Source organism: Streptomyces sp. R-07, assembly GCF_049913175.1.
In the GTDB taxonomy this organism is placed as follows: Bacteria; Actinomycetota; Actinomycetes; order Streptomycetales; family Streptomycetaceae; genus Streptomyces.
Window position 1 is genome coordinate 5919395 of record NZ_CP183978.1, and the last position, 21097, is coordinate 5940491.

Consider the following 21097-nt stretch of genomic DNA (forward strand, 5'->3'; position numbering starts at 1 on the left):
CCCACGGCCTGCCCCGGGACCTCGGTGCCGGTCGGCTCAGCCGATGGCGCGGCCGTGTGCCCGGAGGGTGCGCAGTGCCTCGACGGTGACGATCGGGCGCCACTCCAGGGCCGAGCCCGGCGCCCAGGCACGCCAGTGGATGGGCCAGCCGCCGTCCTCCTGCTGCTCGGCTTCGAGGTGGTCGAGCGACCGGGCCATCTCCTCGTCCGTGAACCAGCGCCCGGCCAGGGAGTCCGGCACGCGCGCGTAGTCGTGCGGGTAGTGGTGCTCGCCGGGCGCGTACCCGTCCGCGACCGGGTAGTCCTCCGGCCGGTCGGGGTCCAGGACGGCGAGCCGCTGCTCGCGGACGAGCCGTCCGAGCCGGTCGGCGGCCGCCTCCGCGCGCGGCCGGTCGGGGGCCCCGTCCAGGAAGGCGACGGCGGCCTGGATCTCGTACGGATGGGACTTCTCCAGCGACTCCACGGCCGACCAGCAGAACTCGGTGGCCCGGAACAGCCACGCGTGCCACACCTGGTTGCGGTGCAGCACCCCGACCACCGGGCCGGTCGAGAGCAGGGCGCTCGGGGGGGAGTCGACGACCGGGACGAAGGGCGCCGAGGGGTAGCCGCGCTGGGACGGGTGGATCGCCGGGAGCGCCCCCTCGTGCGTCGACACGTCCGTGAGGTAGCGGCAGATCCGCTCCACGCGCAGTCCGCCGCAGCGGCCGATGGAGTCCAGGACCCGCAGCCCGTGCGCGGTGTGCAGCGGCTGGCTCACCGGGCCGCGCAGATCCGGTTCCAGCGCGTGTCCGTAGCCGCCGTCCTCGTTGAGGTACGCCATGAGGGCCGTCTCGACGTGGTCCGCGCCACCGCGCAGGAAGTGGTAGGCGAACCGGCGCTGTTCGAGGACGCGGGCCGTCAGCCAGACGAAACGCTCGGCGCGCGCCAGGGGAGTCGAGGGCGGGGAGGGGAGGGGGTTTTCGGCCATGCTCCGACGGTAGGGCGGAAAAGCGCGGTGACAAGGCCTGAGGAGCGGGCTGCACTCTTGGGAGCGGGATACTGGGGTCATGCGGTTGACGATTTTCTGGGAGCGGATGTCCGACCACTTCGGCGGGTCCTACGCCGAGTCCTTCGCGCGCGACCATGTGATGGCCGAGCTCGGAGGCCGGACGGTACGGGAGGCGCTGGACGCCGGCTGGGAGGCGAAGGACGTGTGGCGTGCCGTCTGCGCGGCCCTCGACGTACCGGCCGACAAGCGGTGACCGGAAGGCGAACCGCGGGGTGACCGGAGGGGATGTGCGGGGGCCCGGGCGGAATGTCCGAGCGGTGCGCGAGACTGGCGGGGTGGCCCCGACTGACGACACCGACAAGACCGAACCCGACGATGTGCCCGATGTGACCGACGCGACGGCGTCTCCGGCCGCCGGAGCCGCGGCCGGAGGGAGCGTCGCGGTCGCCGTGCCCGCCGCTCCGGCGGCCGTGCCGGCGGCCCCGGCGACCGCGCCGGCCGCCGGGGCCGCGCGGATGCCGCGCTGGCTGCCCCGCGCGATCGTGCTCGCCCTCGCGCTCTACGCCGTCTTCCAGCTGGGCAACTGGGCCTTCCACCAGCTCGTCGGCCTCCTCGTCAACATCCTGCTCGCCTTCTTCCTCGCCCTCGCCATCGAACCGGCGGTCGGGCGCATGGCGGCGCGCGGGATGCGCCGCGGCCTCGCCACCTTCCTCGTCTTCTTCGCCGTCACGGTCTTCGGCGTCGGCTTCGTCGTGCTCCTCGGCTCGATGCTCGCCGGCCAGATCGTGGACATGGTCGAGAACTTCCCCAAGTACCTCGACTCGCTGATCAACTGGATCAACCAGAACTTCCACACGGAGCTCTCCCGCGTCGAGGTCCAGGACAGCGTGCTGAGCTCCGACTGGCTGCAGAAGTACGTGCAGAACAGCGCGTCCGGCGTCCTCGACGTCTCCGCCACCGTCCTCGGCGGACTCTTCCGGCTCCTCACGATCTTCCTGTTCTCGTTCTACTTCGCGGCCGACGGGCCCCGGCTGCGGCGCGCGCTCTGCTCCGTCCTGCCGCCGGCCCGGCAGACCGAGGTCCTGCGGGCGTGGGAGATCGCCGTCGACAAGACCGGCGGCTACCTCTACTCGCGCGGCCTGATGGCCCTCATCTCGGGCATCGCGCACTTCGTGCTCTTCGAGATCCTGGGCGTGCCGTACGCCCCGGCGCTCGCCGTGTGGGTCGGCCTGGTCTCGCAGTTCATCCCGACCATCGGCACCTATCTGGCGGGTGCCCTGCCGATGCTGATCGCCTTCACGGTCAACCCCTGGTACGCCCTGTGGGTGCTCGGCTTCGTCGTGGTCTACCAGCAGTTCGAGAACTACGTGCTGCAGCCGAAGCTCACCTCGAAGACCGTGGACATCCACCCGGCGGTGGCCTTCGGCTCGGTCATCGCGGGCACGGCGCTGCTCGGGGCCGTCGGCGCGCTGATCGCCATTCCGGCCGTCGCCACCCTCCAGGCCTTCCTCGGCGCGTACGTGAAGCGGTACGACGTCACGGACGACCCGCGCGTGCACGGCCACCGGAGATACGGCGAGGCGGTCGTGGCCCGGCTGCAGAAGGCCCTGCACCACAAGAAGGAGTCCTCGCAGGGGGAGTCCTGAGCCTTCGCGGACTCAGAGGTACGAAGGGCCGGTCACCCGGTGCCGGAAGGCGTGCCAGATCCACGCCTGGACGGCCACCAGGAGCGGGGTGACGACCAGGAGGGCGGGCACCAGCAGGACGAGCGTGGCGGCGGAGGCCGTCCGCCCGGCCAGCGGCAGCGCCGTCCCCGCCCAGAGCGGCAGCCCGGCGAGCAGGGCGCCGGTGAGCGCGAAGGACTGCCAGGGGCGCCCGGCGCGTCCGACGAGCCGGCGGGCCCGCTCGTACGGCACGTCCGTGAGGCGCAGCGCGGCGAATCCGAGCCCGTGCGCGGCGAACAGCGCGGCCACCGCGAGCGCGGTGAGCACCGCCGTGGGGCCCGTCGCCGGGGCGTACGGATGCCCGGTCAGCAGGGCCGCGAGCAGCCATCCCCAGGAGAGCGCGACGGTCCAGCTGCCGCACGCCACGGCGGCGTCGCAGCCCGCGCGCCAGCGGGGCCCGGGGCCCCGGCCGCGCGACCAGAGCCCCGCGTCCCGGAGGATCCAGCCGGTGAGGAGGGCCACGAGGACCGGGAACTGGCCGCTCAGGAGCTCCCCCTCAAGGGCGGGGAAGCAGCCGACGAGGACGCCGGCGGCGGCGACCAGCCAGACCTCGTTGCCCAGGAAGAAGGGGGCGAAGGAGGCGAGGACGAGGCGCCGCTCGCGGTCGTTCCGGCCGAGCCAGGGGGTGAGCATGCCGGTGCCGATGTCCGCTCCGGCGAGGACGAACCAGCCCACGGTGAAGAAGGCGAGCAGGGCGATGGCCAGGGTCTCCACGAGGGCTCCTCGGTATCGGTGGTGCGGGCTGTTCAGTAGCGGGGAGCGGGCAGCGAGTCCGCCGGGTCGGCCGGCGGCGCCTCTTCCTCTCCGCCGGCCGCCCCGGCGGACCGGCGCTCGTCGTGGCCGAGGCCTGCCTCGACGGGGCCGCGGCGGGCGTGCCGGGCGAGGAGCCAGGCGTTGAGGAGGGCGAGCAGGACGAAGACGGTGGTGAAGACGGTGAGGGAGAGGCGCATGGTGCCGGGGGAGAGGTCCGAGACCGCGTCCTCCGTCCTGAGGAGCCCGTAGACCACCCACGGCTGCCGTCCCGCCTCCCGGAACACCCAGCCGCTGATCATCGCGAGGTACGGCAGTGGCACGGCCGCCATCAGGACGAGGTGCCAGAGCCGGAACCGGAAGACGACCTTCTTGAAGCAGGCCAGGATCACCCCGGCGAAGCACAGGTACATCATCAGCGCGAAGCAGATGAGCATCACCAGACCGCCGCCCCGCGTCCACGCCTCCGAGGGCACGTAGTCGCCCGGCCCGAAGCGGTCCGTCATCTCCGCCTGGATCCGCGCGATCTCGGCCGCCTTCCCGCTGAAGACGGCCGACTTCATGGGCTGGAAGGTGGTGAGGGCGCCGAACTGCAGCCCGCCGAAGACCGCCGCCGCCATCAGCGCGGGCGCCGACAGGAAGACTCCGATGCGCAGGCTGCGGCCGAAGAACTCCCACTCCGGGGTGCGCCGGAAGAGGTGGTACGCGCTCACCCCGGCCATGAAGAAGCCCGCGGTGAGCAGCGCGCCCGCCAGGACGTGCCCGAAGGCGAGGAGCGCGGAGGGGTTGGTCAGCACCGCGAGCGGGTCGTCGAGGACGAGCTCGCCGTCCTCGGAGCCGTACCCCACGGGGTGGTTGAGGAAGCCGTTGGAGACGAGGATCCAGTACGCCGAGACGTAGGCGGTCAGGACGACGATCCAGATCGCGGCCAGATGGGCCCAGCGGTTGAGCCGGTTCCAGCCGAAGATCCACAGGCCGAGGAAGGTCGACTCGACGAAGAAGGCGACGATCGTCTCGACGGCGAGCGATGCCCCGAGGACATTGCCCGCCTCGTGGGTGAGCCCGCTCCAGGCCATGCCGAACTGGAACTCCATCACGAGGCCGGTGACGATCCCGACCGCGTAGTTGATCACGTACAGCTGGCCCCAGAACCGCACCATGCGCGCGTCCAGCGGCTTCCGGCTGAACGTCGCCCGGGTCTGGAGCACGGCCACGACGGTCGCGAGCCCCAGGGTGAGGGCCACGAAGAGGAAGTGGCCGCCCGCGGTGAGGGCGAACTGCAGCCGCGCGAGATCGAGTACGTCCTGATTCACCCGGTCAGCGTGGGCGTACGGTCAGGGGGCCGGCGTCCCCCCGGGGTGGACACCGGCCGTACCCCGGAGGTTGCGCCGCCCCACGCGGGCGTACCCCCTGAGTTGTCCCCGTGGTGCTCCGTCCCCTAAGGGACGTGCCGGGCCGGTGACGGCCGTGTCAGGCCAGCCAGCCCGGGGTGATCATCCCGGACTCGTACGCCAGGATCACCAGCTGCGCCCGGTCGCGCACGGCCAGCTTGGTCATGATGCGGCTGACATGGGTCTTGGCGGTGGCGGGGGAGAGCACGAGCCGGCCTGCGATCTCGTCGTTGGAGAGCCCGGCGCCCACCAGGCCGAGCACCTCGCGCTCCCGCTCGGTGAGGGCGTTGAGCCGGGGGCTCGGGTCCGGCTGCCGGCCGGCGAGCCCGGCGAACTCGGAGATCAGACGGCGGGTCACGGCCGGGGAGATCAGGGCGTCGCCGCGCGCCACGACCCGTACCGCGTGCAGCAGTTCCATCGGCTCGGTGTCCTTGACGAGGAAGCCCGAGGCGCCGGCGCGCAGCGCCCCGTACACGTGGTCGTCCGCGTCGAACGTGGTCAGGATGACCACCCGCACCCCTTCGAGCCGCGCGTCGGCGGTGATGCGGCGGGTGGCTTCGAGGCCGTCGAGCACCGGCATGCGGATGTCCATCAGGACGACGTCCGGGCGCAGTTCGCGGGCGAGCCCGATCGCGTCCTCCCCGTCCCCGGCCTCGCCGACGACCTCGATGTCCTCCTCGTCGGAGAGGATCGACCGGAAGCCGGCCCGGACCAGGGTCTGGTCGTCGGCGAGCACGACACGGATCATCGGGAGTCCCTCTCGGACGTGGTGGGATCGGTGGGTTCGGTCGACGCGGTGGGTGTGGCCAGGGGCAGGCGGGCGTCCACCAGGAAACCGCCGCCGTCCTCGTTCCGGGCGGTGAGCTCCCCGCCGAACGCGCGGGCCCGCTCCGCCATGCCCCGGATGCCGCTGCCCGTCGGCCGGCCCTCCGGCGCGCCCTCGCCGTCGTCCGCGATCCGCAGCCGTACCGCGTCGGAGCCCCAGTCCAGGGTGATCGACACGGTCCTCGCGCCCGCGTGGCGGGTGACGTTCGTCAGCGACTCCTGGACGATCCGGTACGCGGCGAGGTCGACGGGCGGCGGCAGCGGTACGGGCGTGCCTGTGGTGCGCGTACGGACGTCGAGGCCCGCGCTCCGGGCGCGCTCCGCGAGGTCGCCGAGGAGCGCCAGACCGGAGGAGGGCGTGGTCGGTGTGGCCTCGTCGGCCCGGCGCAGCACCCCGAGGGTCGCCCGCAGCTCGCGCAGCGCGTCCTTGCTGGTCGCCTTCACCGCCTCCAGGGCCTCGGTGGCGATGACGAGACCGACCTCGGGGGCCGGCTTCTTGCCGAGCCGGTGCAGGGCCGCGCCGGACTGGACGTTGATCAGCGAGATGCTGTGCCCGAGCACGTCGTGCACCTCCCGGGCGATCCGCAGCCGCTCCTCGGTGGCGGACTGCCGGGCGCGGGCTTCCTGTTCCCGCTCGGCGGCGAGCGCCCGCTGCTCCACCTCGTGGAGGTAGGCGAGCCGGGTGCGCTGGGCCCGGCCCACGGCGACGAGGCTGATCAGCCAGCCGGCCAGCATGGCGAGCGAGGTGTCGTCGATCTGCCGGTGGCCGGGCTGCTGCCGGATCTCGCCGAAGCCGACCGCGAGCAGCGTGACGGCCGCGAGCGCGACGGCGGCGGCGAACCGGCCCTCGGCGGCGGTCGTGTACAGCGCGAGGGCGAAGGCGATCATGAGCGGGCCGTCCTGGGTGGACAGCGGGTAGTAGACGACGCAGGCGAGCAGCGTGACCACGGCCACGGCGACCGGCTGCCGCCGCCGGAAGTACAGCGCCCCGCAGCCGGTCAGGATCAGCGCCCAGCCGAGCGCCGTGCGGAGCGCGGGCTCGCTCGTGTACTGCGCCGAGACGAGCGTCCAGACCGCCACGACGAGCAGCACGACACCCGCCACGACGGCGTCGGCGGCCCTGGGTGACAGGCGGCCGCCGGCGGGGGCGTGGAGGGGGAGGGGCATGGGTCGAAGGATAGGCCGGAGGGCGCCTCCGGACCCTTGTAGTCAAGTTGGTTAGTAAAGGAAGTGACTATGATGGGGATGGTGCGCAGAGGGTCGAGGGAAGGCGGGGTCCATGTCGGACGGCACGTTTCTGCGGTACGTCGCCCTGGGGGACAGTCAGACGGAAGGGCTCGGTGACGGTGACGACGCCGTCGGGCTGCGCGGGTGGGCGGACCGGCTCGCGGAGCTGCTCGCGCGCGAGTGCCCCGACGTGCTCTACGCCAACCTGGCCGTTCGGGGCCGTCTCTCCGGCCAGGTGCGCGCCGAACAGCTCGGTCCCGCGCTCGCGCTCCGGCCGGACCTCGCCACGGTCGTCGCCGGCGTCAACGACCTGCTGCGGCCCCGCTTCGACGTGGACGCGACGGCCGGCCACCTGGAGGCGATGTTCGCCGCGCTGACCGGGCAGGGGGCGCGCGTCGCCACCCTCACCTTCCCCGACGTCGGCCGGATCACCCCGCTGGCCCGGCCGCTCGGGCCCCGCGTCGAGGCCCTCAACGAGCGGATCCGCGCCGCCTCGCGCCGGCACGGCGTCACCGTCGTCGAGACCTCCCACCATCCCGTCGTCACCGACCCCCGGCTGTGGAGCCCCGACCGGCTGCACGCCGGGCCGATCGGCCACGCGCGGATCGCCGCCGCCGTCGCCCAGGCGCTCGCACTGCCCGGTTCCGACGACTCCTGGACCCGCCCCCTGCCCCCGCAGGCCCTCCCCGCGGGGTGGGGCGCGGTGACCGCCGAACTCCGCTGGGCCGGGTCCTTCCTCGGCCCCTGGCTCGGCAGGCGCCTGCGCGGCCGCTCGTCCGGCGACGCCCGCCGCGCCAAGCGGCCGGAACTGCTGCCGGTGGCCCGGGTCCCCCGGTAGGAGATCCGCTCCGACCGGGACGGGTCCCACGGGCCCCCTGCCCGGCACCTCTGACGCTTCAGAGTGCTCCTCGGGAGGCCGCGTGGTGCGCTTGACACTAAAATCGAACATCCATTCTCATGGGAGTCCGACCCTTGGAAACACGGGCTTGTCGCCGAGTTGTCCACAGGCCGGAGGGGACGTCGGGGCCCATTGTCAGTGGCAGGGGTTAGCGTCTTTCACATGAAGCGATCGACTCAAGCAAACCGGGTGGAACCCATGGCAGGAACCGACCGCGAGAAGGCGCTCGACGCCGCGCTCGCACAGATTGAACGCCAATTCGGCAAGGGCGCCGTGATGCGCATGGGTGACCGCGTCCAGGAGCCGATCGAGGTGATCTCCACCGGATCGACCGCCCTCGACATCGCGCTCGGCGTCGGCGGTCTGCCGCGCGGCCGTGTCGTGGAGGTCTACGGACCGGAGTCCTCCGGCAAGACGACCCTGACCCTGCACGCCGTGGCCAACGCACAGAAGGCCGGCGGCCAGGTCGCCTTCGTGGACGCCGAGCACGCCCTCGACCCCGAGTACGCCAAGAAGCTCGGCGTCGACATCGACAACCTCATCCTGTCCCAGCCGGACAACGGCGAGCAGGCCCTCGAGATCGTCGACATGCTGGTCCGCTCCGGCGCCCTCGACCTGATCGTCATCGACTCCGTCGCCGCGCTCGTCCCGCGTGCGGAGATCGAGGGCGAGATGGGCGACTCGCACGTGGGTCTCCAGGCCCGCCTGATGAGCCAGGCCCTCCGGAAGATCACCAGCGCGCTGAACCAGTCCAAGACCACCGCGATCTTCATCAACCAGCTCCGCGAGAAGATCGGCGTGATGTTCGGCTCGCCGGAGACCACGACCGGTGGTCGCGCCCTGAAGTTCTACGCCTCGGTGCGCCTCGACATCCGTCGCATCGAGACCCTCAAGGACGGCACGGACGCGGTCGGCAACCGCACCCGCGTCAAGGTCGTCAAGAACAAGGTCGCGCCGCCGTTCAAGCAGGCCGAGTTCGACATCCTCTACGGCCAGGGCATCAGCCGCGAGGGCGGCCTGATCGACATGGGCGTGGAGCACGGCTTCGTCCGCAAGGCGGGTGCCTGGTACACGTACGAGGGCGACCAGCTCGGCCAGGGCAAGGAGAACGCCCGCAACTTCCTGAAGGACAACCCCGACCTCGCCAACGAGATCGAGAAGAAGATCAAGGAGAAGCTGGGCGTCGGCGTCCGGCCCGAGGCGCCGTCGGCCGAGCCCGGCGCGGACGCGGCGGGCGCCGCCGACGCGACGGACGACGCCGCCAAGAGCGTCCCGGCTCCCGCGAGCAAGACCGCGAAGGCGACCAAGGCCACCGCGGTCAAGAGCTGAACCGGTGACCGGTCGCACCGAATGGCCGGGTGACAGCCCCGACTCGTCGAGGGCCGAGAAGGAGCTGTCACCCCAGGATCCGGCTGAGCGGGCGCGCGCGATCTGCCTGCGCCTGCTCACCGGGAACCCCCGCACGCGCAAGCAGCTGGCCGACGCGCTGCGCAAGCGGGAGATCCCCGACGAGGTGGCGGAGGAGGTCCTCTCCCGCTTCGAGGACGTCGGTCTCATCGACGACGCCGCCTTCGCGGGGGCCTGGGTGGAGTCCCGCCACCACGGCCGGGGCCTAGCCCGGCGGGCCCTCGCCAGGGAGCTGCGCACCAAGGGCGTCGAGCCGACCCTCATCCAGGAGGCGGTGGAGCGGCTCGACTCCGAGCAGGAGGAGGCCACGGCGCGCGAGCTCGTGGACCGCAAGCTGCGGGCCACCCGCGGTCTCGACCGCGACCGGCGCCTGAGACGGCTCGCGGGGATGCTCGCCCGCAAGGGATACCCCGAGGGCATGGCCCTCCGCGTCGTCCGCCAGGCCCTGGAGGCCGAGGGCGAGGACACGGACGGGCTGGACGAGCCCTTCTGAGGCGACCTCGTCGGAGGACGAGCTTTTCCGGGACGAGCCCTTCTGACGCGGGGGGACAGAAGGACTCGTCTCGTCAGGTACGGGTCGGGGGACCCGTGGCCCGGCGCGGGGGCGCGGCCGGAGTGGCCGGCCGTCAGGGGGTGCGGGTGGCCGGGAGGAGGACCGGGAGGCCGGCCGCCTTCCAGGCCTGGAAGCCGCCGATGACGTCCGTCGCCCGGTGCAGGCCCAGGCGGCGCAGGGACTCGGCCGCGAGGGAGGAGGCGTAGCCCTCGTTGCAGAGGACCACCACCCGCAGGTCGTGGCTGTCGGCCTCCGCCGCGCGGTGGCTGCCCAGGGGGTCGAGCCGCCACTCCAGTTCGTTGCGCTCCACGATCAGCGCGCCCGGGATCAGGCCGTCCCGATCCCGCAGGGCCGCGTAGCGCGTGTCCACCAGGAGCGCGTCACCCGCCTCGTACGCCTCGTGGGCGGCCCGGGGCTCGATCCGGTCGAAGCCCGACCTGACCCGCTCCAGGAGCTCGTCGATGCCCACCCGCTCCTCGCTCACTGCCAGTCCTCCGGACGCTCGACCTGCTCCAGACGCAGCACCGCGCCCGTCCGGCTGAACCGCCGGATCAGCGGGAGCGGCGGATAGTAGGCGTGCACCGACACCGCGTGGGTGTCCGTGGACTCGTTGAGCACCTCGTGGACGTGGTGGCGGCCGAAGGTCCGGGCGGTGCCCTCCGGCAGTCGCCGGGAGCGGTCGAGGCCGTCGGCCAGTTCCAGGGTCTTCCAGCCGTCCGCCGGCAGCCGCACCGCGAGCGCGTTCTCGGTCAGCGTGCCGCGCGCGGTCGCGAAGGCGCCCTGCGACTCGGCGTGGTCGTGCCAGCCGGTACCGGTGCCGGGAGGCCAGCCGATGAGCCAGGCCTCGCTGCCGCCGGGACCGTCGAGCCGTACCCAGGTACGGCCCTCGGGGTCGAGCGGCAGGGAGTCGACCAGTTCCCGGTCGGCAGCCGTACGCCGGACGAAGTCGAGGAGTTCCGCCGAGGTCGGGGCGGAGACGTGGGCGGCGGCAGGGGCGGGGAGGTCGGAGGGGAGGGCAGGGGGAAGTGGCACGGGTGACCGTCCTGAGGTTCGCGAAGGGCGCGGCGGCACACGGCACACGGACGTGCGTCAGTGGCGGTGGTGGGGCGCGCGCGGGGAAAGGGGCGAGATCAGCAGGACGGGCGACACACGCAGCCCGCATAGCGGACGAGGTCCATATGGACCCTCCGCCACAGGCGCACATCGGTGTCGGTCACGCTCCGGAGTACACCATGCGCGCCCGCGGGAATCAATGCATGTCCGCCGTGCGGTCGCTCTCCGCGGGCACGTCCGGGGCCTCCTCCGCGGGCGTCTCCTCGGCGGCCGGGCCGCCGCGGGCCGCGTCCGCCGCCGCGTACAGCTCCTCCGGACGGACCCCGGAGAAGGAGGCGACGAGGTGCCCGTCGGGCCGTACGAGCAGGACGGTGTGGGCCGGAGCGCCCGGATAGGCCTCCGTCACCAGGACCTCGGCCTTCACCGGGAGTGCCTGGACCGCCTCTTCGAGCCGGGGCATCACTCCCGCGCTCCGCCAGTGGCGCCGGTCCCACACCCCGGTGCCGGGTGCGACCAGGAGGACCAGGAGGCGGCCCTGGCCGAGCCGGTCCCGGAGCCGTACGGTCGTGCCGTCGGGGGCGGTCACGCGGACGTCCTCGACCGGGGCACCCGCCGGGGTGCCCACGGGAGTCTGCCCCTCGGTGTACGGGGGTGCGAGGGGGGAGTGGGGGTACGCCGGGGGCGCGCCGAGCGGGCCGCGCCCCACGTGGCCGTCGGTCAGCAGGGCGTCGTGGCCGCGGGCGGCCCCGGGGAGGTACGTCCGCAGGCCCCCGCCGCCGCGCAGCACCGGCAGCGACTGGTCCGCGGCGCGCAGCCGGGTCGCGACGGCCGTCCGCCGCTCGCTCTGGTAGCTGTCGAGCAGCCGGTCCGAGCCGCCGTGGTGCCAGGTGTGGGCGAGCTTCCACGCGAGGTTGTCCACGTCCCTCAGCCCCTCGTCGAGGCCCTGGGTGCCGACCGCGCCGAGCAGGTGCGCCGCGTCCCCGGCGAGGAGGACCCGGTCCACCCGCCAGCGGCGCGCGAGCCTGTGGTGCAGGGTGTGGACGCCGGTGTCGATCAGCTCGTACGGGGGTGTCACCCCGTCGCACCAGCCGGCCAGGGTCTCGCGGATCCGGGCGACCAGCGCGTCCGGGGTGACCAGGTCGCCGCGGGGCGGCAGCAGCCAGTCGATCCGCCACACCCCGTCGGGCAGCGGGCGGGCGGTGATCTCCTCGGCGGCGCCGCGCCACGGGGGCTGACGGTGCAACAGGGCCTCACCGGGCCAGGGGAGTTCGGTGCGCAGCGCGGCGACGGCGTGCCGCTCCACCGCCGTGCGGCCGGGGAAGCGGATCCCGAGCAGCTTGCGTACGGTCGAACGGGCCCCGTCGCAGCCGACGAGGTGGCTGCCGCGCCACCAGGTGCCCGCCGGGCCGCGGGTGTGGGCGACGACCCCGTCCCGGTCCTGCTCGATGGTGTCGAGCCGGGCCTCGGTGACGAGCCGGATCAGCTTCTGGCGGGAGATGGCGTCGCGCAGTCCGCGGGCCAGGGCGTGCTGGGGGATGTGCAGCGGGGCGGCCGGGGAGGCGGGCGCGTCGGGGTCCTCGGACCACTCCTCCGTACCGCCGAGCCCCAGGTCGAGGGTCAGGCGGCGCACCTCCTGGCGGCGGCGCATCCCGCGCCAGCCGATCCAGCGGACGCCTTCGTCACGGAGGGTCGTGCAGCCGAGCCGCTCGACCATCGCGGCCATGTCGGCGCGCAGGACGACGCTGCGCGCCGGGCGGGACTCCTCCTTGCCGGCACCCTCGTCGAGGACGACGCTGGGCACTCCCTGCGCGGCGAGCGCGAGGGACAGCGCGAGGCCGACCGGCCCCGCGCCCACGATGATCACCGGGTCCACGGCGCGGCTCCTGAAGGCCGGACGGTCATGGGGGCAGCACAGCTGAGTGTGGCACGAGCCCGGTGGTTGATCACAGACCGTATGCAACCCACTGAGGGTGCCCGCGTCAAGCGACGGGGTGGGCGCGGTGCGGCTGACCTCAAGTCAGTACCGCTCCGGCCCACCCCTGTTGTCCCGGGGACCCCTTCGGGGTCAGGCGCCGCTGACGGCGTCCGACTTCACCTCGGTGGGTCCGGCCTGGGCCGGGAGGGTCACCGAGGGGGACTTCCTGCCCTGGCGCAGCCGCCTCTCCAGGCGGCCGGCGAAGGTGGTGAGGAGGAAGTTGAGGGTGATGTAGATCAGCGCGATCACGACGAACGTGGCGATCGTGTTGGCACCGTAGTTGGCCGTGATCTGCCGGTTCTGGCTGAGCAGCTCTCCGAAGCCGAGCAGGGCGCCGCCGAGCGCGGTGTCCTTGACGATCACGACGAGCTGGCTGACCAGGGCCGGGAGCATGACGGTCACGGCCTGCGGCAGCAGGACGTACAGCATGGTCTGGCCCTTGCGCATGCCGAGCGCCACGGCCGCGTCGCCCTGCCCCCGGGGCAGCGAGAGCACGCCGGCCCGGACGACCTCGGCGATCACGGAGGCGTTGTAGAGCACCAGGCCGGTGACGACCGCGTACAGCGGGCGGAAGTCGGAGCTGACGGTCGTGAACTGCGCGTACACCTGGCTCGCGAACATCATCAGCAGCAGCACCGGGATGGCGCGGAAGAACTCCACGACCGCGCCGACGGGCACACGCACCCAGCGGTGGTCGGAGAGCCGGCCGATGCCGAGGGCCGCGCCGAGCGGCAGGGCGATCACGATGGCGAGCGCGGCGGCCTTGAGGGTCTCCGTCAGGCCGGGCAGCAGATACGTCGTCCAGACCCGGGAGTCGGTGACGAACGGGCTCCACTTGGCGGCGTCCAGCTGGTGCTTCTCGGCCAGGGCGGCCAGCACCCACCAGGCCACCAGGGCCAGGACCGCCAGGAAGGCGATCGTGTAGACGACATTGCGCCGCTTGGCGCGCGGGCCGGGAGTGTCGTACAGGACGGAGCTCATCGCTTCACCGCCAGTCGCTTGGCCGCCCAGCCCAGGATGAGGCCGGTGGGGAGGGTGAGGACGATGAAGCCGAAGGCGAAGATGGCGAAGACCGTGAAGAGCGCGTCGGCCTCGTTCTCGATCATCTCCTTCATCAGGAACGCCGCGTCGGCGGCGCCGATCGCCGCCGCCACGGTGGTGTTCTTGGTGAGGGCGATCAGGACGTTGGCGAGCGGGGTCACCGCGCCGCGGAAGGCCTGCGGAAGGACCACCACGGTCAGGACCTGGGTGAAGGTCATGCCCAGCGCGCGGGCGGCCTCGGCCTGGCCCGGCGGGACGGTGTTGATGCCCGAGCGCAGCGCCTCGCAGACGAAGGTGCCGGTGTACGCGACGAGGCCGAGGACGGCGAGCCGGAAGCCGATGCCCTCGGAGCCCTTCCCGCCGAGCGTGACGAGCAGGGTCTGGTTGAGGCCCAGCAGGCAGGCGACGAGGACCACCGTCAGCGGAGTGTTCCGGACGATGTTGACGTACGCGGTGGCGAAGCCCCGCATGAGCGGGACCGGGCTGACCCGCATGGCGACCAGGGCGGTGCCCCAGACCAGTGAGCCGATCGCCGAGTAGAGGGCGAGCTGAGCCGTCACCCAGAAGGCGCCGAGCAGGTCGTACTGCCCGGAATCAAGAAAGTCGAACACGATGCCCCGCGCTCTCCCCTGGTGGTCGGTCGGTGTGGAGGCCGCCGTGTGGGCGGCGGCCGGTGCCGGTGCGACGGCCGCCCGCACGTGGGGCGGCCGTCACGGCGGAGGCGGGCGGGTTACTTCTGGATCGCCGGCGCGGGCTCGTACTTGTAGCCCGAGGGGCCGAAGTGCTGCTTGACGAGCTTCTCCCAGGTGCCGTCGGAGACCATCTTCTCCAGCGCCTTGTTGATCTTGCCGCGCAGCTCCTCATCGCCCTTCTTCAGGCCGATGCCGTAGTTCTCGTCGCTCATCTTCAGGCCGACGAGCTTGAACTTGCCCTGGTGCTCCTTCTGCGAGGCGTAGCCCGCGAGGATGGAGGCGTCCGTGGTCAGGGCGTCGACGGCCTTGTTCTCCAGGCCGGTGAGGCACTCGGAGTAGCCGCCGAGCTGCTGGAGGTCGGCCTTCGGGGCGAGCTTCTCCTTGACGTTCTGCGCGGAGGTCGAGCCGGTGACCGAGCAGAGCTTCTTGGAGTTGAGGTCCTCGACCTTGGTGATCGAGTTGTCGCCGGCGCGGACGAGGAGGTCCTGGTGGGTCAGGAAGTACGGGCCCGCGAAGTCGACCTCCTTCTTGCGCTTGTCGTTGATCGAGTAGCTGGCGACGACGAACTTCACGTCACCGTTCTTGATCAGGTTCTCGCGCTCGGCGCTCGGCGCCTGCTTCCAGTTGATCTTGTCTTCGGAGTAACCGAGCTCCTTGGCCACGTACTTGGCGACGTCGACGTCGAAACCGGCGTACGTGCCGTCCGGGGTCTTCAGGCCGAGGCCCGGCTGGTCGAACTTGATGCCGACGTTGATCTTGTCGCCGTTGCTGCCGGAGTCCGAGCCGCTGCCACAGGCGGTGGCGGTCAGGGCGAGGACGACGGCGGCCGCGGCGGCGGCGGAGGCGTTGCGAAGCTTCATGGAGGAAAGTCCCTTGAGTAGGCGTGAGTTCGGAAGAATAGGTCCGAACTCGCTCAGTGGTGAAGGATCTTGGAGAGGAAGTCCTTGGCCCGGTCGCTGCGCGGGTTGCTGAAGAACTCCTCGGGGGTGGCCTGCTCGACGATCTTTCCGTCGGCCATGAAGACGACCCGGTTGGCGGCGGAGCGCGCGAAGCCCATCTCGTGGGTCACGACCACCATCGTCATGCCGTCCCGTGCCAGTTGCTGCATGACCTCCAGGACCTCGTTGATCATCTCCGGGTCCAGGGCCGAGGTCGGCTCGTCGAAGAGCATGACCTTCGGGCCCATCGCGAGCGCGCGGGCGATCGCCACGCGCTGCTGCTGGCCACCGGAGAGCTGAGCGGGGTACTTGTCCGCCTGGGTGCCGACCCCGACCCGGTCGAGCAGGGCACGGGCCTTCGCCTCGGCGGCCTTCTTCTCCGTCTTGCGGACCTTGATCTGGCCCAGCATCACGTTCTCGAGCACCGTCTTGTGCGCGAAGAGGTTGAAGGACTGGAAGACCATGCCGACGTCGGAACGCAGCCGGGCGAGCTCCTTGCCCTCCGCCGGCAGCGGCTTGCCGTCGATGGTGATGGTGCCGGAGTCGATGCTCTCCAGCCGGTTGATCGTGCGGCACAGCGTCGACTTGCCGGACCCGGACGGTCCGATGACGACCACGACCTCGCCGCGGGTGATCGTCAGATCGATGTCCTGGAGGACATGCAGTGCGCCGAAGTGCTTGTTCACGTCGGACAGTACGACCAGGTCGTCTGCGACGCGCGGGGTGTCCTCGGGACCCTTGGACACTGACTCTCCGCTCATCGGCCTCTTGCTCCGTCCTCCTCGGTTGGGGAGGACACTAGAGACCCGATGTGATGAGCGTCATCACATCTGAGCGGAAATTGAGGATAACGATACGGCCGCAACCGGACACAGTGTGTGAAGCCGACTCCCCGGGCCGTACCGGGTCCATAACGGAAACGGCGGCGTAACAGGGGGACACTTGACTGTGACACCCATGTTCGGTGTTCATGCCCTGGTACCACCTGGTACACAGAGAGCCGCCATCAGGAACAACCATCACGGAGGAGGTACGCATGCGACTGCTGCTCGTCGAGGACGACGACCACGTCGCCGCCGCCCTCTCCGCGATCCTCGCGAAGCACGGCTTCACGGTCACCCACGCCCGCAACGGCGAGGAGGCCCTCCAGGCCGTCCTGCCCACCGCCCAGGGCGAGCGGCCCTCGTACGGGGTGATCCTGCTCGACCTCGGCCTGCCCGACCAGGACGGCTACCAGGTCTGCGGCCGCATCCGGAAGCTCACCACCACCCCGGTGATCATGGTGACCGCGCGCGGAGACGTGCGCTCCCGGATCCACGGGCTCAACCTCGGCGCCGACGACTACGTCGTCAAGCCCTACGACCCCGGCGAGCTCCTCGCGCGCATCCACGCCGTCAGCCGCCGCAACGCCGGCACCGAGGAGACCACCGGCACCGCGGGCGCCGCCGACGGGACCCTGCTGCGGCTCGGCGCCGTCACCGTCGAGCTGCCCACCCGCCGGGTCAGCGTCGACGGCGAGAGCGTCCCGCTCACCCGCAAGGAGTTCGACCTGCTCGCCCTCCTCGCCCAGCGCCCCGGAGTCGTCTTCCGCCGCGAGCAGATCATCAGCGAGGTCTGGCACACCAGTTGGGAGGGGACCGGCCGCACCCTGGAGGTGCACGTCGCCTCCCTGCGCTCCAAGCTGCGGATGCCCGCCCTGATCGAGACCGTGCGCGGCGTCGGCTACCGCCTCGTCGTCCCCGCCGCGTAACCGCCGGACGGCCCCTTCGTGCGCACCCGACTCCTCCCGCTGCTCATCGTCCTGATGGCCGGCGTCCTGCTCGCCCTCGGCTTCCCGCTCGCCGCCAGCCTCGCCGCCTCCGAGCAGCAGCGGGTCGTCGTCGACCGGCTCGACGACGCCGCGCGCTTCGCCGCCCTCGCCCAGTTCGTCAGCGAGAGCAGCCCCGGCACCGACGAGCGGAGCACCACCCTCAGCGGCGAACTCGCCAGCTACCACGACGTGTACGGCATCCGCGCCGGGATCTTCTACCGCGACAACCGCGCCATGGCCGCCGCCCCCGAGGACTGGGTCGTCCCGTACGAAGGGGAGAGCCGGCGCGCGTTCAACGAGGCCCTGCTCGGACGCCGCAGTCACGACCCGCCCCAGGTCTGGCCCTGGCATCCGGACGCACGGCTCACCATCGCCTCCCCCGTCGTCCGCGACGGGGACGTCGTCGCCGTCGTCGTCACCGACTCGCCCACCGGACAGCTCCGCTCCCGCATCCTGCGCGGCTGGCTGCTGATCTTCGCGGGCGAGGCCGCCGCGATGCTCCTCGCCGTCGGCGCCGCCTTCCGGCTCACCGGCTGGGTGCTGCGACCCGTCCGCGTCCTCGACGCCGTCACCCACGACATCGCCACCGGACGGATGAACTCCCGCGTCGCCGCCACCGGCGGGCCGCCCGAACTGCGCCGCCTCGCCCATTCGTTCAACGAGATGGCCGACAACGTCGAGGACGCGCTCGAACAGCAGCGGGCCTTCGTCGCCGACGCCTCCCACCAGCTGCGCAACCCGCTGGCCGCGCTGCTCCTGCGCATCGAGCTCCTCGCCCTGGAGCTCCCCGAGGGCAACGAGGAGATCGCCTCCGTACGGACCGAGGGCAAGCGCCTCGCCCAGGTCCTCGACGACCTTCTCGACCTGGCCCTCGCCGAGCACGCGGAGGCCGAGCTGCGGCTCACCGACGTCGGCGCGCTCACCGCCGAGCGGGTCGCCTCCTGGCGTCCCGTCGCCGAGGACAAGGGCGTCACGCTGACCGGCGAGTGCGGGGCGGTCACCGCCTGGGCGGATCCGGTGGCCCTCTCCAGCGCCCTCGACGCGGTGATCGACAACGCGCTGAAGTTCACCCCCGCCGGGGAAGAGGTCACGGTCACGGTCGTCCCCGGCCGGTCGACCGTCGCCGTCGTCGTCGCCGACCAGGGGCCCGGCCTCACCGAGGAGGAGCTCGGCCGGGTCGGTGACCGCTTCTGGCGCTCCGGCCGGCACCAGAACATCAAGGGTTCGGGGCTCGGCCTCTCCATCGCGCGCGTGCTGCTCACGGCGGGAGGGGGAGGAGTGACCTTCGCCCCGAACGAGCCGCACGGCCTCCGGGTGACGGTCACGGTGCCCCGGCACGCGCCCGCGGAGCGCGAGACGCTCCACTGAGAGCGGTGCCAGGGCTTCACCGGGCGGTGGTACGGGGGAGCCGTCAGGGCTTCACCGGGCGGTGGCCACGGGAGGGCCGTCAGTGCTTCACCGGGCGGTGGTACGAGACAGCCCCGTCAGGGCTTCACCGAGCGGTGTACGAGACAGCCGTCAGGCTTCACCGAGCGGTGTACGAGACAGCCGTCAGGGCTTCACCGAGCGGTAGTAGCGGCGGGCGCCGTCGTGGAGTTTCAGGGGCTCGGTGTAGACCGCGGTGCGCAGGTCCACCAGCTGGGCCGGGTGGACCTGGCGACCGATCCCGTCCCGGCTCCTGATCACCGTACGGGTGAAGCCCTCCACCAGGTCCTCGTCGGCGTCCACCGTGGTGACCAGGAGGTTCGCCACCGCCAGGGTCTCGATCGGCCGCCCGTCCTGGGCCTTCGCGTACGTGTCCGCCGGGATCGCCGCCGACCGGTAGTGCCGGGTCGAGTCGCCGACGTCGTGCAGCCGGTCGACCAGGTGCGCGTCCAGCGGGATCAACCGGACCGGGAAGCGCTCGGACAGCTCCTGCACGGCCTGGGTGGGCAGTCCGCCCGACCAGAAGAAGGCGTCGAGCTGGTCCCGCTCCAGGAGCCCCGGCATCGTGTTGATGCCCGCCGAGACCGGTACGACGTCCCGGTCGGGGGTCAGGCCCGCGGCCGCGAGGACCCGGTCGGCGATCAGCCGTACGCCGGACCCGTCCTGGCCCACGCCGACCCGCAGCCCGCGCAGGTCCTGGACCTTATGCACCGAGGAACCCTTGCGCACGACGAGCTGTACGTAGTCGTCGTAGAGCCGTGCGCAGCCGCGCAGCCGCTCGAAGCCGGGCCTGCGCTCGCGCTGGTACTGGGCGACCGCGTCGGCCGTCGCGATCGTGAAGTCGGCCTCGCCCGTCGCGACCCTGGCCAGGTTCTGCTGGGAGCCCTCGCTGTCCTTGAGCTTTATCGACACCTCGGGCAGGTCCTGCGCCAGGGCGTTCTTGAGGAGCCGCCCGTACCTCTGGTACACGCCGGTGGGGACCCCCGTACTGAAGGTGACCGAGCCGCTGGGTACGGAGGAACCGAAGGGAATCAGCCACCACGCAAGGACTCCGCACAGCGCGAGCAGCGCGGCCGAGACCGCGAGGACACGGCGGCGGGCGGCACGGGAGAGCGAGGCGAACATGCAGCGATCCTGCCAGCTCACCGCCGCCCCTGGCCAGGATCGCCGGTCCCAGGCCGCCGCCGAGGGGCCGCGTCGCCCCCGCCGAGGGGCCCGCGCGGTCCCCGGAGAGAGGTCCGCCTGGCCCGGCGGTGAGGCCCCGGCCTGGGGGTAAGGGGCCCCGGGCGGGTGCCCCCGGCGCCGGCCTCAGTACGCGTACGTCGTGCTGCCGCCCAGGGAGACGGCGACGTCCCTGATCGCCCAGCCCTCGTCGATGATCTTCACCGACTCGAACCGGAGACCGTCGTTCCGTTGCCGAGCCGGCCGGTGCGGCCCGCGCCCCGGCTCAGGACGGTCGGATTGCCCTCGTCGGCGTTCGCGGCCGGGGCGAGCGCCGGCGCGGCGGCGATTGCGGCGGCGGCCATGAGGACGGCGGCGGCGAGCGGTAGGCCGCGGAAGGGCGTACGCAGGGGACCGCGGCGTGTACGGGACATGGCTCTGCTCTCCTTCGGCGGGGACCTGCGGGAGCGCTCCGCCCGGTCGGACGGCGGCTCCGCGGGCAGGGCGGAGGTGCGCGCGGGCCGGGGGCGTGGGGCATGCGGACAGGCCGTGCCGGGGCGCGTGGGCATGGGGCGCCCACGGCGGGTGCGGCGACCGGGACGGGCCGCCGGGCACAAGATCGGACTGGCCGAGAATGATCACCGCGGCGAGCCGGCACCGCTGAAACACCCGTCTGACGGACGCCCGTTCAGGGTCGCGTCCAGGGGGCGTGTTTCGCGCTCCGGCCGCGCCCCGAAGGGGTCCTCGTGGCCGGGCCCGGCGGGCGGCCGTACGGCGGCGGCCGGGGGAGTGAGCGCCCCGTCGCGCACGGTCGCCCGCCCTCTCCTCCGTGTTCCGGATTCCCTACGAACGGGTGGACCCGCGGGCCCCGGGAGCGGTCCGCGGACACACCGGATCCGCCCGCTCGGGGTGGCCCCGAGTGCGCTCCGCCGAAGCGGTGAGCGGGCCCGTCGGAGCGCGCCGCGCCGTGTGTCGTGCCGGGCCGCAGGGGCCCCGGCGGCTAGCGTCGAATCCCGCTCGGTGATCTTGAGGACAGTCCCCTGTCCGCCCCTGGCGTCCCCATCCGAGCTCACCAACTCACCCCTGTCCCAAGGGAGTTTCCATGCCGGCAGTGAAGGCATCGGCACGTCGTGTGCCGACGGCTGCTGTCCCTGTCACCCCCCTGGCCCCGGTCGCGTGCGGCGAGGAGTGCAAGCCCGACTCCCCGCGCCCTGCCGCCCGCGCGCGCCCTGAGCCTCGG

The 21097-nt window shown here is 72.4% G+C and carries 20 protein-coding genes and 2 pseudogenes; 7 read left to right on the forward strand and 15 right to left on the reverse strand.

Going from position 1 to position 21097, the window contains the following annotated elements:
* Positions 1-36: 36 nt before the first annotated feature.
* Positions 37-966 (reverse strand): hypothetical protein, encoded by a 930-nt coding sequence (locus tag ACN9M0_RS27255; protein WP_366038472.1) that lies wholly within the window; start codon positions 964-966, stop codon positions 37-39.
* Between the two features lie 79 nt (positions 967-1045).
* On the opposite strand from ACN9M0_RS27255, the gene ACN9M0_RS27260 reads away from it, so the two are divergent.
* Together ACN9M0_RS27260 and ACN9M0_RS27265 are read left to right on the forward strand one after the other, a co-directional pair.
* Positions 1046-1240: a DUF3046 domain-containing protein gene (locus ACN9M0_RS27260; RefSeq protein ID WP_366038473.1), complete on the forward strand. Its 195-nt coding sequence runs from the start codon at positions 1046-1048 to the stop codon at positions 1238-1240.
* A gap of 262 nt (positions 1241-1502) precedes the next feature.
* A complete protein-coding gene (locus ACN9M0_RS27265) occupies positions 1503-2633 on the forward strand; it encodes an AI-2E family transporter (RefSeq protein ID WP_399699019.1) in 1131 nt (376 codons plus the stop codon).
* A gap of 12 nt (positions 2634-2645) precedes the next feature.
* Here the strand turns inward: ACN9M0_RS27265 and ACN9M0_RS27270 are convergent, their stop codons facing one another.
* From ACN9M0_RS27270 to ACN9M0_RS27285, 4 genes are all read right to left on the reverse strand, one after another.
* Positions 2646-3425 carry a cytochrome d ubiquinol oxidase subunit II gene (locus ACN9M0_RS27270; RefSeq protein ID WP_366038474.1) on the reverse strand — a complete coding sequence of 260 codons (780 nt, stop codon included), beginning with the start codon at positions 3423-3425 and terminating at the stop codon, positions 2646-2648.
* 32 nt (positions 3426-3457) lie between these two features.
* Complete coding sequence (locus tag ACN9M0_RS27275) at positions 3458-4774, reverse strand: cytochrome ubiquinol oxidase subunit I (RefSeq protein ID WP_366038475.1); 1317 nt, start codon at positions 4772-4774, stop codon at positions 3458-3460.
* Positions 4775-4931: 157 nt separating this feature from the next.
* Complete coding sequence (locus ACN9M0_RS27280) at positions 4932-5600, reverse strand: response regulator transcription factor (RefSeq protein WP_366038476.1); 669 nt, start codon at positions 5598-5600, stop codon at positions 4932-4934.
* Positions 5597-6844 carry a sensor histidine kinase gene (locus tag ACN9M0_RS27285; protein WP_399698810.1) on the reverse strand — a complete coding sequence of 416 codons (1248 nt, stop codon included), beginning with the start codon at positions 6842-6844 and terminating at the stop codon, positions 5597-5599. The genes ACN9M0_RS27280 and ACN9M0_RS27285 overlap by 4 nt, the downstream gene beginning before the upstream one ends.
* A gap of 112 nt (positions 6845-6956) precedes the next feature.
* Between ACN9M0_RS27285 and ACN9M0_RS27290 the strand changes: the two genes are divergently transcribed.
* The 3 genes and pseudogenes from ACN9M0_RS27290 to recX form a co-directional block, all read left to right on the forward strand.
* Entirely contained in the window at positions 6957-7742 is a 786-nt protein-coding gene (locus ACN9M0_RS27290) for an SGNH/GDSL hydrolase family protein (protein WP_399698812.1), read from the forward strand.
* A 258-nt stretch (positions 7743-8000) separates the two neighbouring features.
* Positions 8001-8924 (forward strand): annotated as a pseudogene (recA, locus tag ACN9M0_RS27295) (recombinase RecA); the annotation flags it as partial.
* Positions 8925-9009: 85 nt separating this feature from the next.
* Positions 9010-9702, forward strand: a pseudogene (gene recX / locus ACN9M0_RS27300) (recombination regulator RecX); the annotation flags it as partial.
* 133 nt (positions 9703-9835) lie between these two features.
* Here recX and ACN9M0_RS27305 read toward each other — a convergent pair.
* The 8 genes from ACN9M0_RS27305 to ACN9M0_RS27340 form a co-directional block, all read right to left on the reverse strand.
* Positions 9836-10246 carry a rhodanese-like domain-containing protein gene (locus tag ACN9M0_RS27305; protein WP_366038479.1) on the reverse strand — a complete coding sequence of 137 codons (411 nt, stop codon included), beginning with the start codon at positions 10244-10246 and terminating at the stop codon, positions 9836-9838.
* The gene (locus ACN9M0_RS27310; RefSeq protein ID WP_399698814.1) at positions 10243-10794 is read right to left on the reverse strand and encodes a cysteine dioxygenase; all 552 of its coding nucleotides are present in this window, start codon (positions 10792-10794) and stop codon (positions 10243-10245) included. Before ACN9M0_RS27310 ends, ACN9M0_RS27305 begins: the two co-directional genes overlap by 4 nt.
* Before the next feature lie 98 nt (positions 10795-10892).
* Entirely contained in the window at positions 10893-10940 is a 48-nt protein-coding gene (locus ACN9M0_RS27315) for a hypothetical protein (RefSeq protein WP_309506048.1), read from the reverse strand.
* Positions 10941-11011: 71 nt separating this feature from the next.
* Positions 11012-12688 (reverse strand): FAD-dependent monooxygenase, encoded by a 1677-nt coding sequence (locus ACN9M0_RS27320; protein ID WP_426404350.1) that lies wholly within the window; start codon positions 12686-12688, stop codon positions 11012-11014.
* 192 nt (positions 12689-12880) lie between these two features.
* Positions 12881-13771, reverse strand: coding sequence for an amino acid ABC transporter permease (locus ACN9M0_RS27325; protein ID WP_366038482.1), 891 nt, complete (start codon positions 13769-13771; stop codon positions 12881-12883).
* Complete coding sequence (locus ACN9M0_RS27330; RefSeq protein ID WP_366038483.1) at positions 13768-14442, reverse strand: amino acid ABC transporter permease; 675 nt, start codon at positions 14440-14442, stop codon at positions 13768-13770. Before ACN9M0_RS27330 ends, ACN9M0_RS27325 begins: the two co-directional genes overlap by 4 nt.
* A 119-nt stretch (positions 14443-14561) precedes the next feature.
* A complete protein-coding gene (locus ACN9M0_RS27335; RefSeq protein ID WP_366038484.1) occupies positions 14562-15383 on the reverse strand; it encodes a glutamate ABC transporter substrate-binding protein in 822 nt (273 codons plus the stop codon).
* Between the two features lie 53 nt (positions 15384-15436).
* Complete coding sequence (locus ACN9M0_RS27340) at positions 15437-16222, reverse strand: amino acid ABC transporter ATP-binding protein (RefSeq protein ID WP_366038485.1); 786 nt, start codon at positions 16220-16222, stop codon at positions 15437-15439.
* Between the two features lie 275 nt (positions 16223-16497).
* Here ACN9M0_RS27340 and ACN9M0_RS27345 point away from each other — a divergent pair, with 275 nt between their 5' ends.
* Together ACN9M0_RS27345 and ACN9M0_RS27350 are read left to right on the forward strand one after the other, a co-directional pair.
* On the forward strand, positions 16498-17211 hold the full coding sequence (locus ACN9M0_RS27345; RefSeq protein WP_366038486.1) for a response regulator transcription factor: 714 nt from the start codon (positions 16498-16500) through the stop codon (positions 17209-17211).
* An 18-nt stretch (positions 17212-17229) separates the two neighbouring features.
* Positions 17230-18639 (forward strand): sensor histidine kinase, encoded by a 1410-nt coding sequence (locus ACN9M0_RS27350; protein ID WP_366038487.1) that lies wholly within the window; start codon positions 17230-17232, stop codon positions 18637-18639.
* A 183-nt stretch (positions 18640-18822) separates the two neighbouring features.
* Here the strand turns inward: ACN9M0_RS27350 and ACN9M0_RS27355 are convergent, their stop codons facing one another.
* Complete coding sequence (locus ACN9M0_RS27355; RefSeq protein ID WP_399699021.1) at positions 18823-19821, reverse strand: TAXI family TRAP transporter solute-binding subunit; 999 nt, start codon at positions 19819-19821, stop codon at positions 18823-18825.
* A gap of 257 nt (positions 19822-20078) precedes the next feature.
* Positions 20079-20291, reverse strand: coding sequence for a hypothetical protein (locus tag ACN9M0_RS27360; protein ID WP_426404351.1), 213 nt, complete (start codon positions 20289-20291; stop codon positions 20079-20081).
* Positions 20292-21097: the final 806 nt, after the last annotated feature.

Bases quoted from the DNA above. Each gene is read 5' to 3' on its own strand.
- ACN9M0_RS27255 (WP_366038472.1), bottom strand. From the start codon at position 966: ATGGCCGAAAACCCCCTCCCCTCCCCGCCCTCGACTCCCCTGGCGCGC.
- ACN9M0_RS27260 (WP_366038473.1), top strand. From the start codon at position 1,046: ATGCGGTTGACGATTTTCTGGGAGCGGATGTCCGACCACTTCGGCGGG.
- ACN9M0_RS27265 (WP_399699019.1), top strand. From the start codon at position 1,503: ATGCCGCGCTGGCTGCCCCGCGCGATCGTGCTCGCCCTCGCGCTCTAC.
- ACN9M0_RS27280 (WP_366038476.1), bottom strand. From the start codon at position 5,600: ATGATCCGTGTCGTGCTCGCCGACGACCAGACCCTGGTCCGGGCCGGC.
- ACN9M0_RS27285 (WP_399698810.1), bottom strand. From the start codon at position 6,844: ATGCCCCTCCCCCTCCACGCCCCCGCCGGCGGCCGCCTGTCACCCAGG.
- ACN9M0_RS27290 (WP_399698812.1), top strand. From the start codon at position 6,957: ATGTCGGACGGCACGTTTCTGCGGTACGTCGCCCTGGGGGACAGTCAG.
- ACN9M0_RS27325 (WP_366038482.1), bottom strand. From the start codon at position 13,771: ATGAGCTCCGTCCTGTACGACACTCCCGGCCCGCGCGCCAAGCGGCGC.
- ACN9M0_RS27335 (WP_366038484.1), bottom strand. From the start codon at position 15,383: ATGAAGCTTCGCAACGCCTCCGCCGCCGCCGCGGCCGCCGTCGTCCTC.
- ACN9M0_RS27340 (WP_366038485.1), bottom strand. From the start codon at position 16,222: ATGAGCGGAGAGTCAGTGTCCAAGGGTCCCGAGGACACCCCGCGCGTC.
- ACN9M0_RS27345 (WP_366038486.1), top strand. From the start codon at position 16,498: ATGCGACTGCTGCTCGTCGAGGACGACGACCACGTCGCCGCCGCCCTC.
- ACN9M0_RS27355 (WP_399699021.1), bottom strand. From the start codon at position 19,821: ATGTTCGCCTCGCTCTCCCGTGCCGCCCGCCGCCGTGTCCTCGCGGTC.
- ACN9M0_RS27360 (WP_426404351.1), bottom strand. From the start codon at position 20,291: ATGTCCCGTACACGCCGCGGTCCCCTGCGTACGCCCTTCCGCGGCCTA.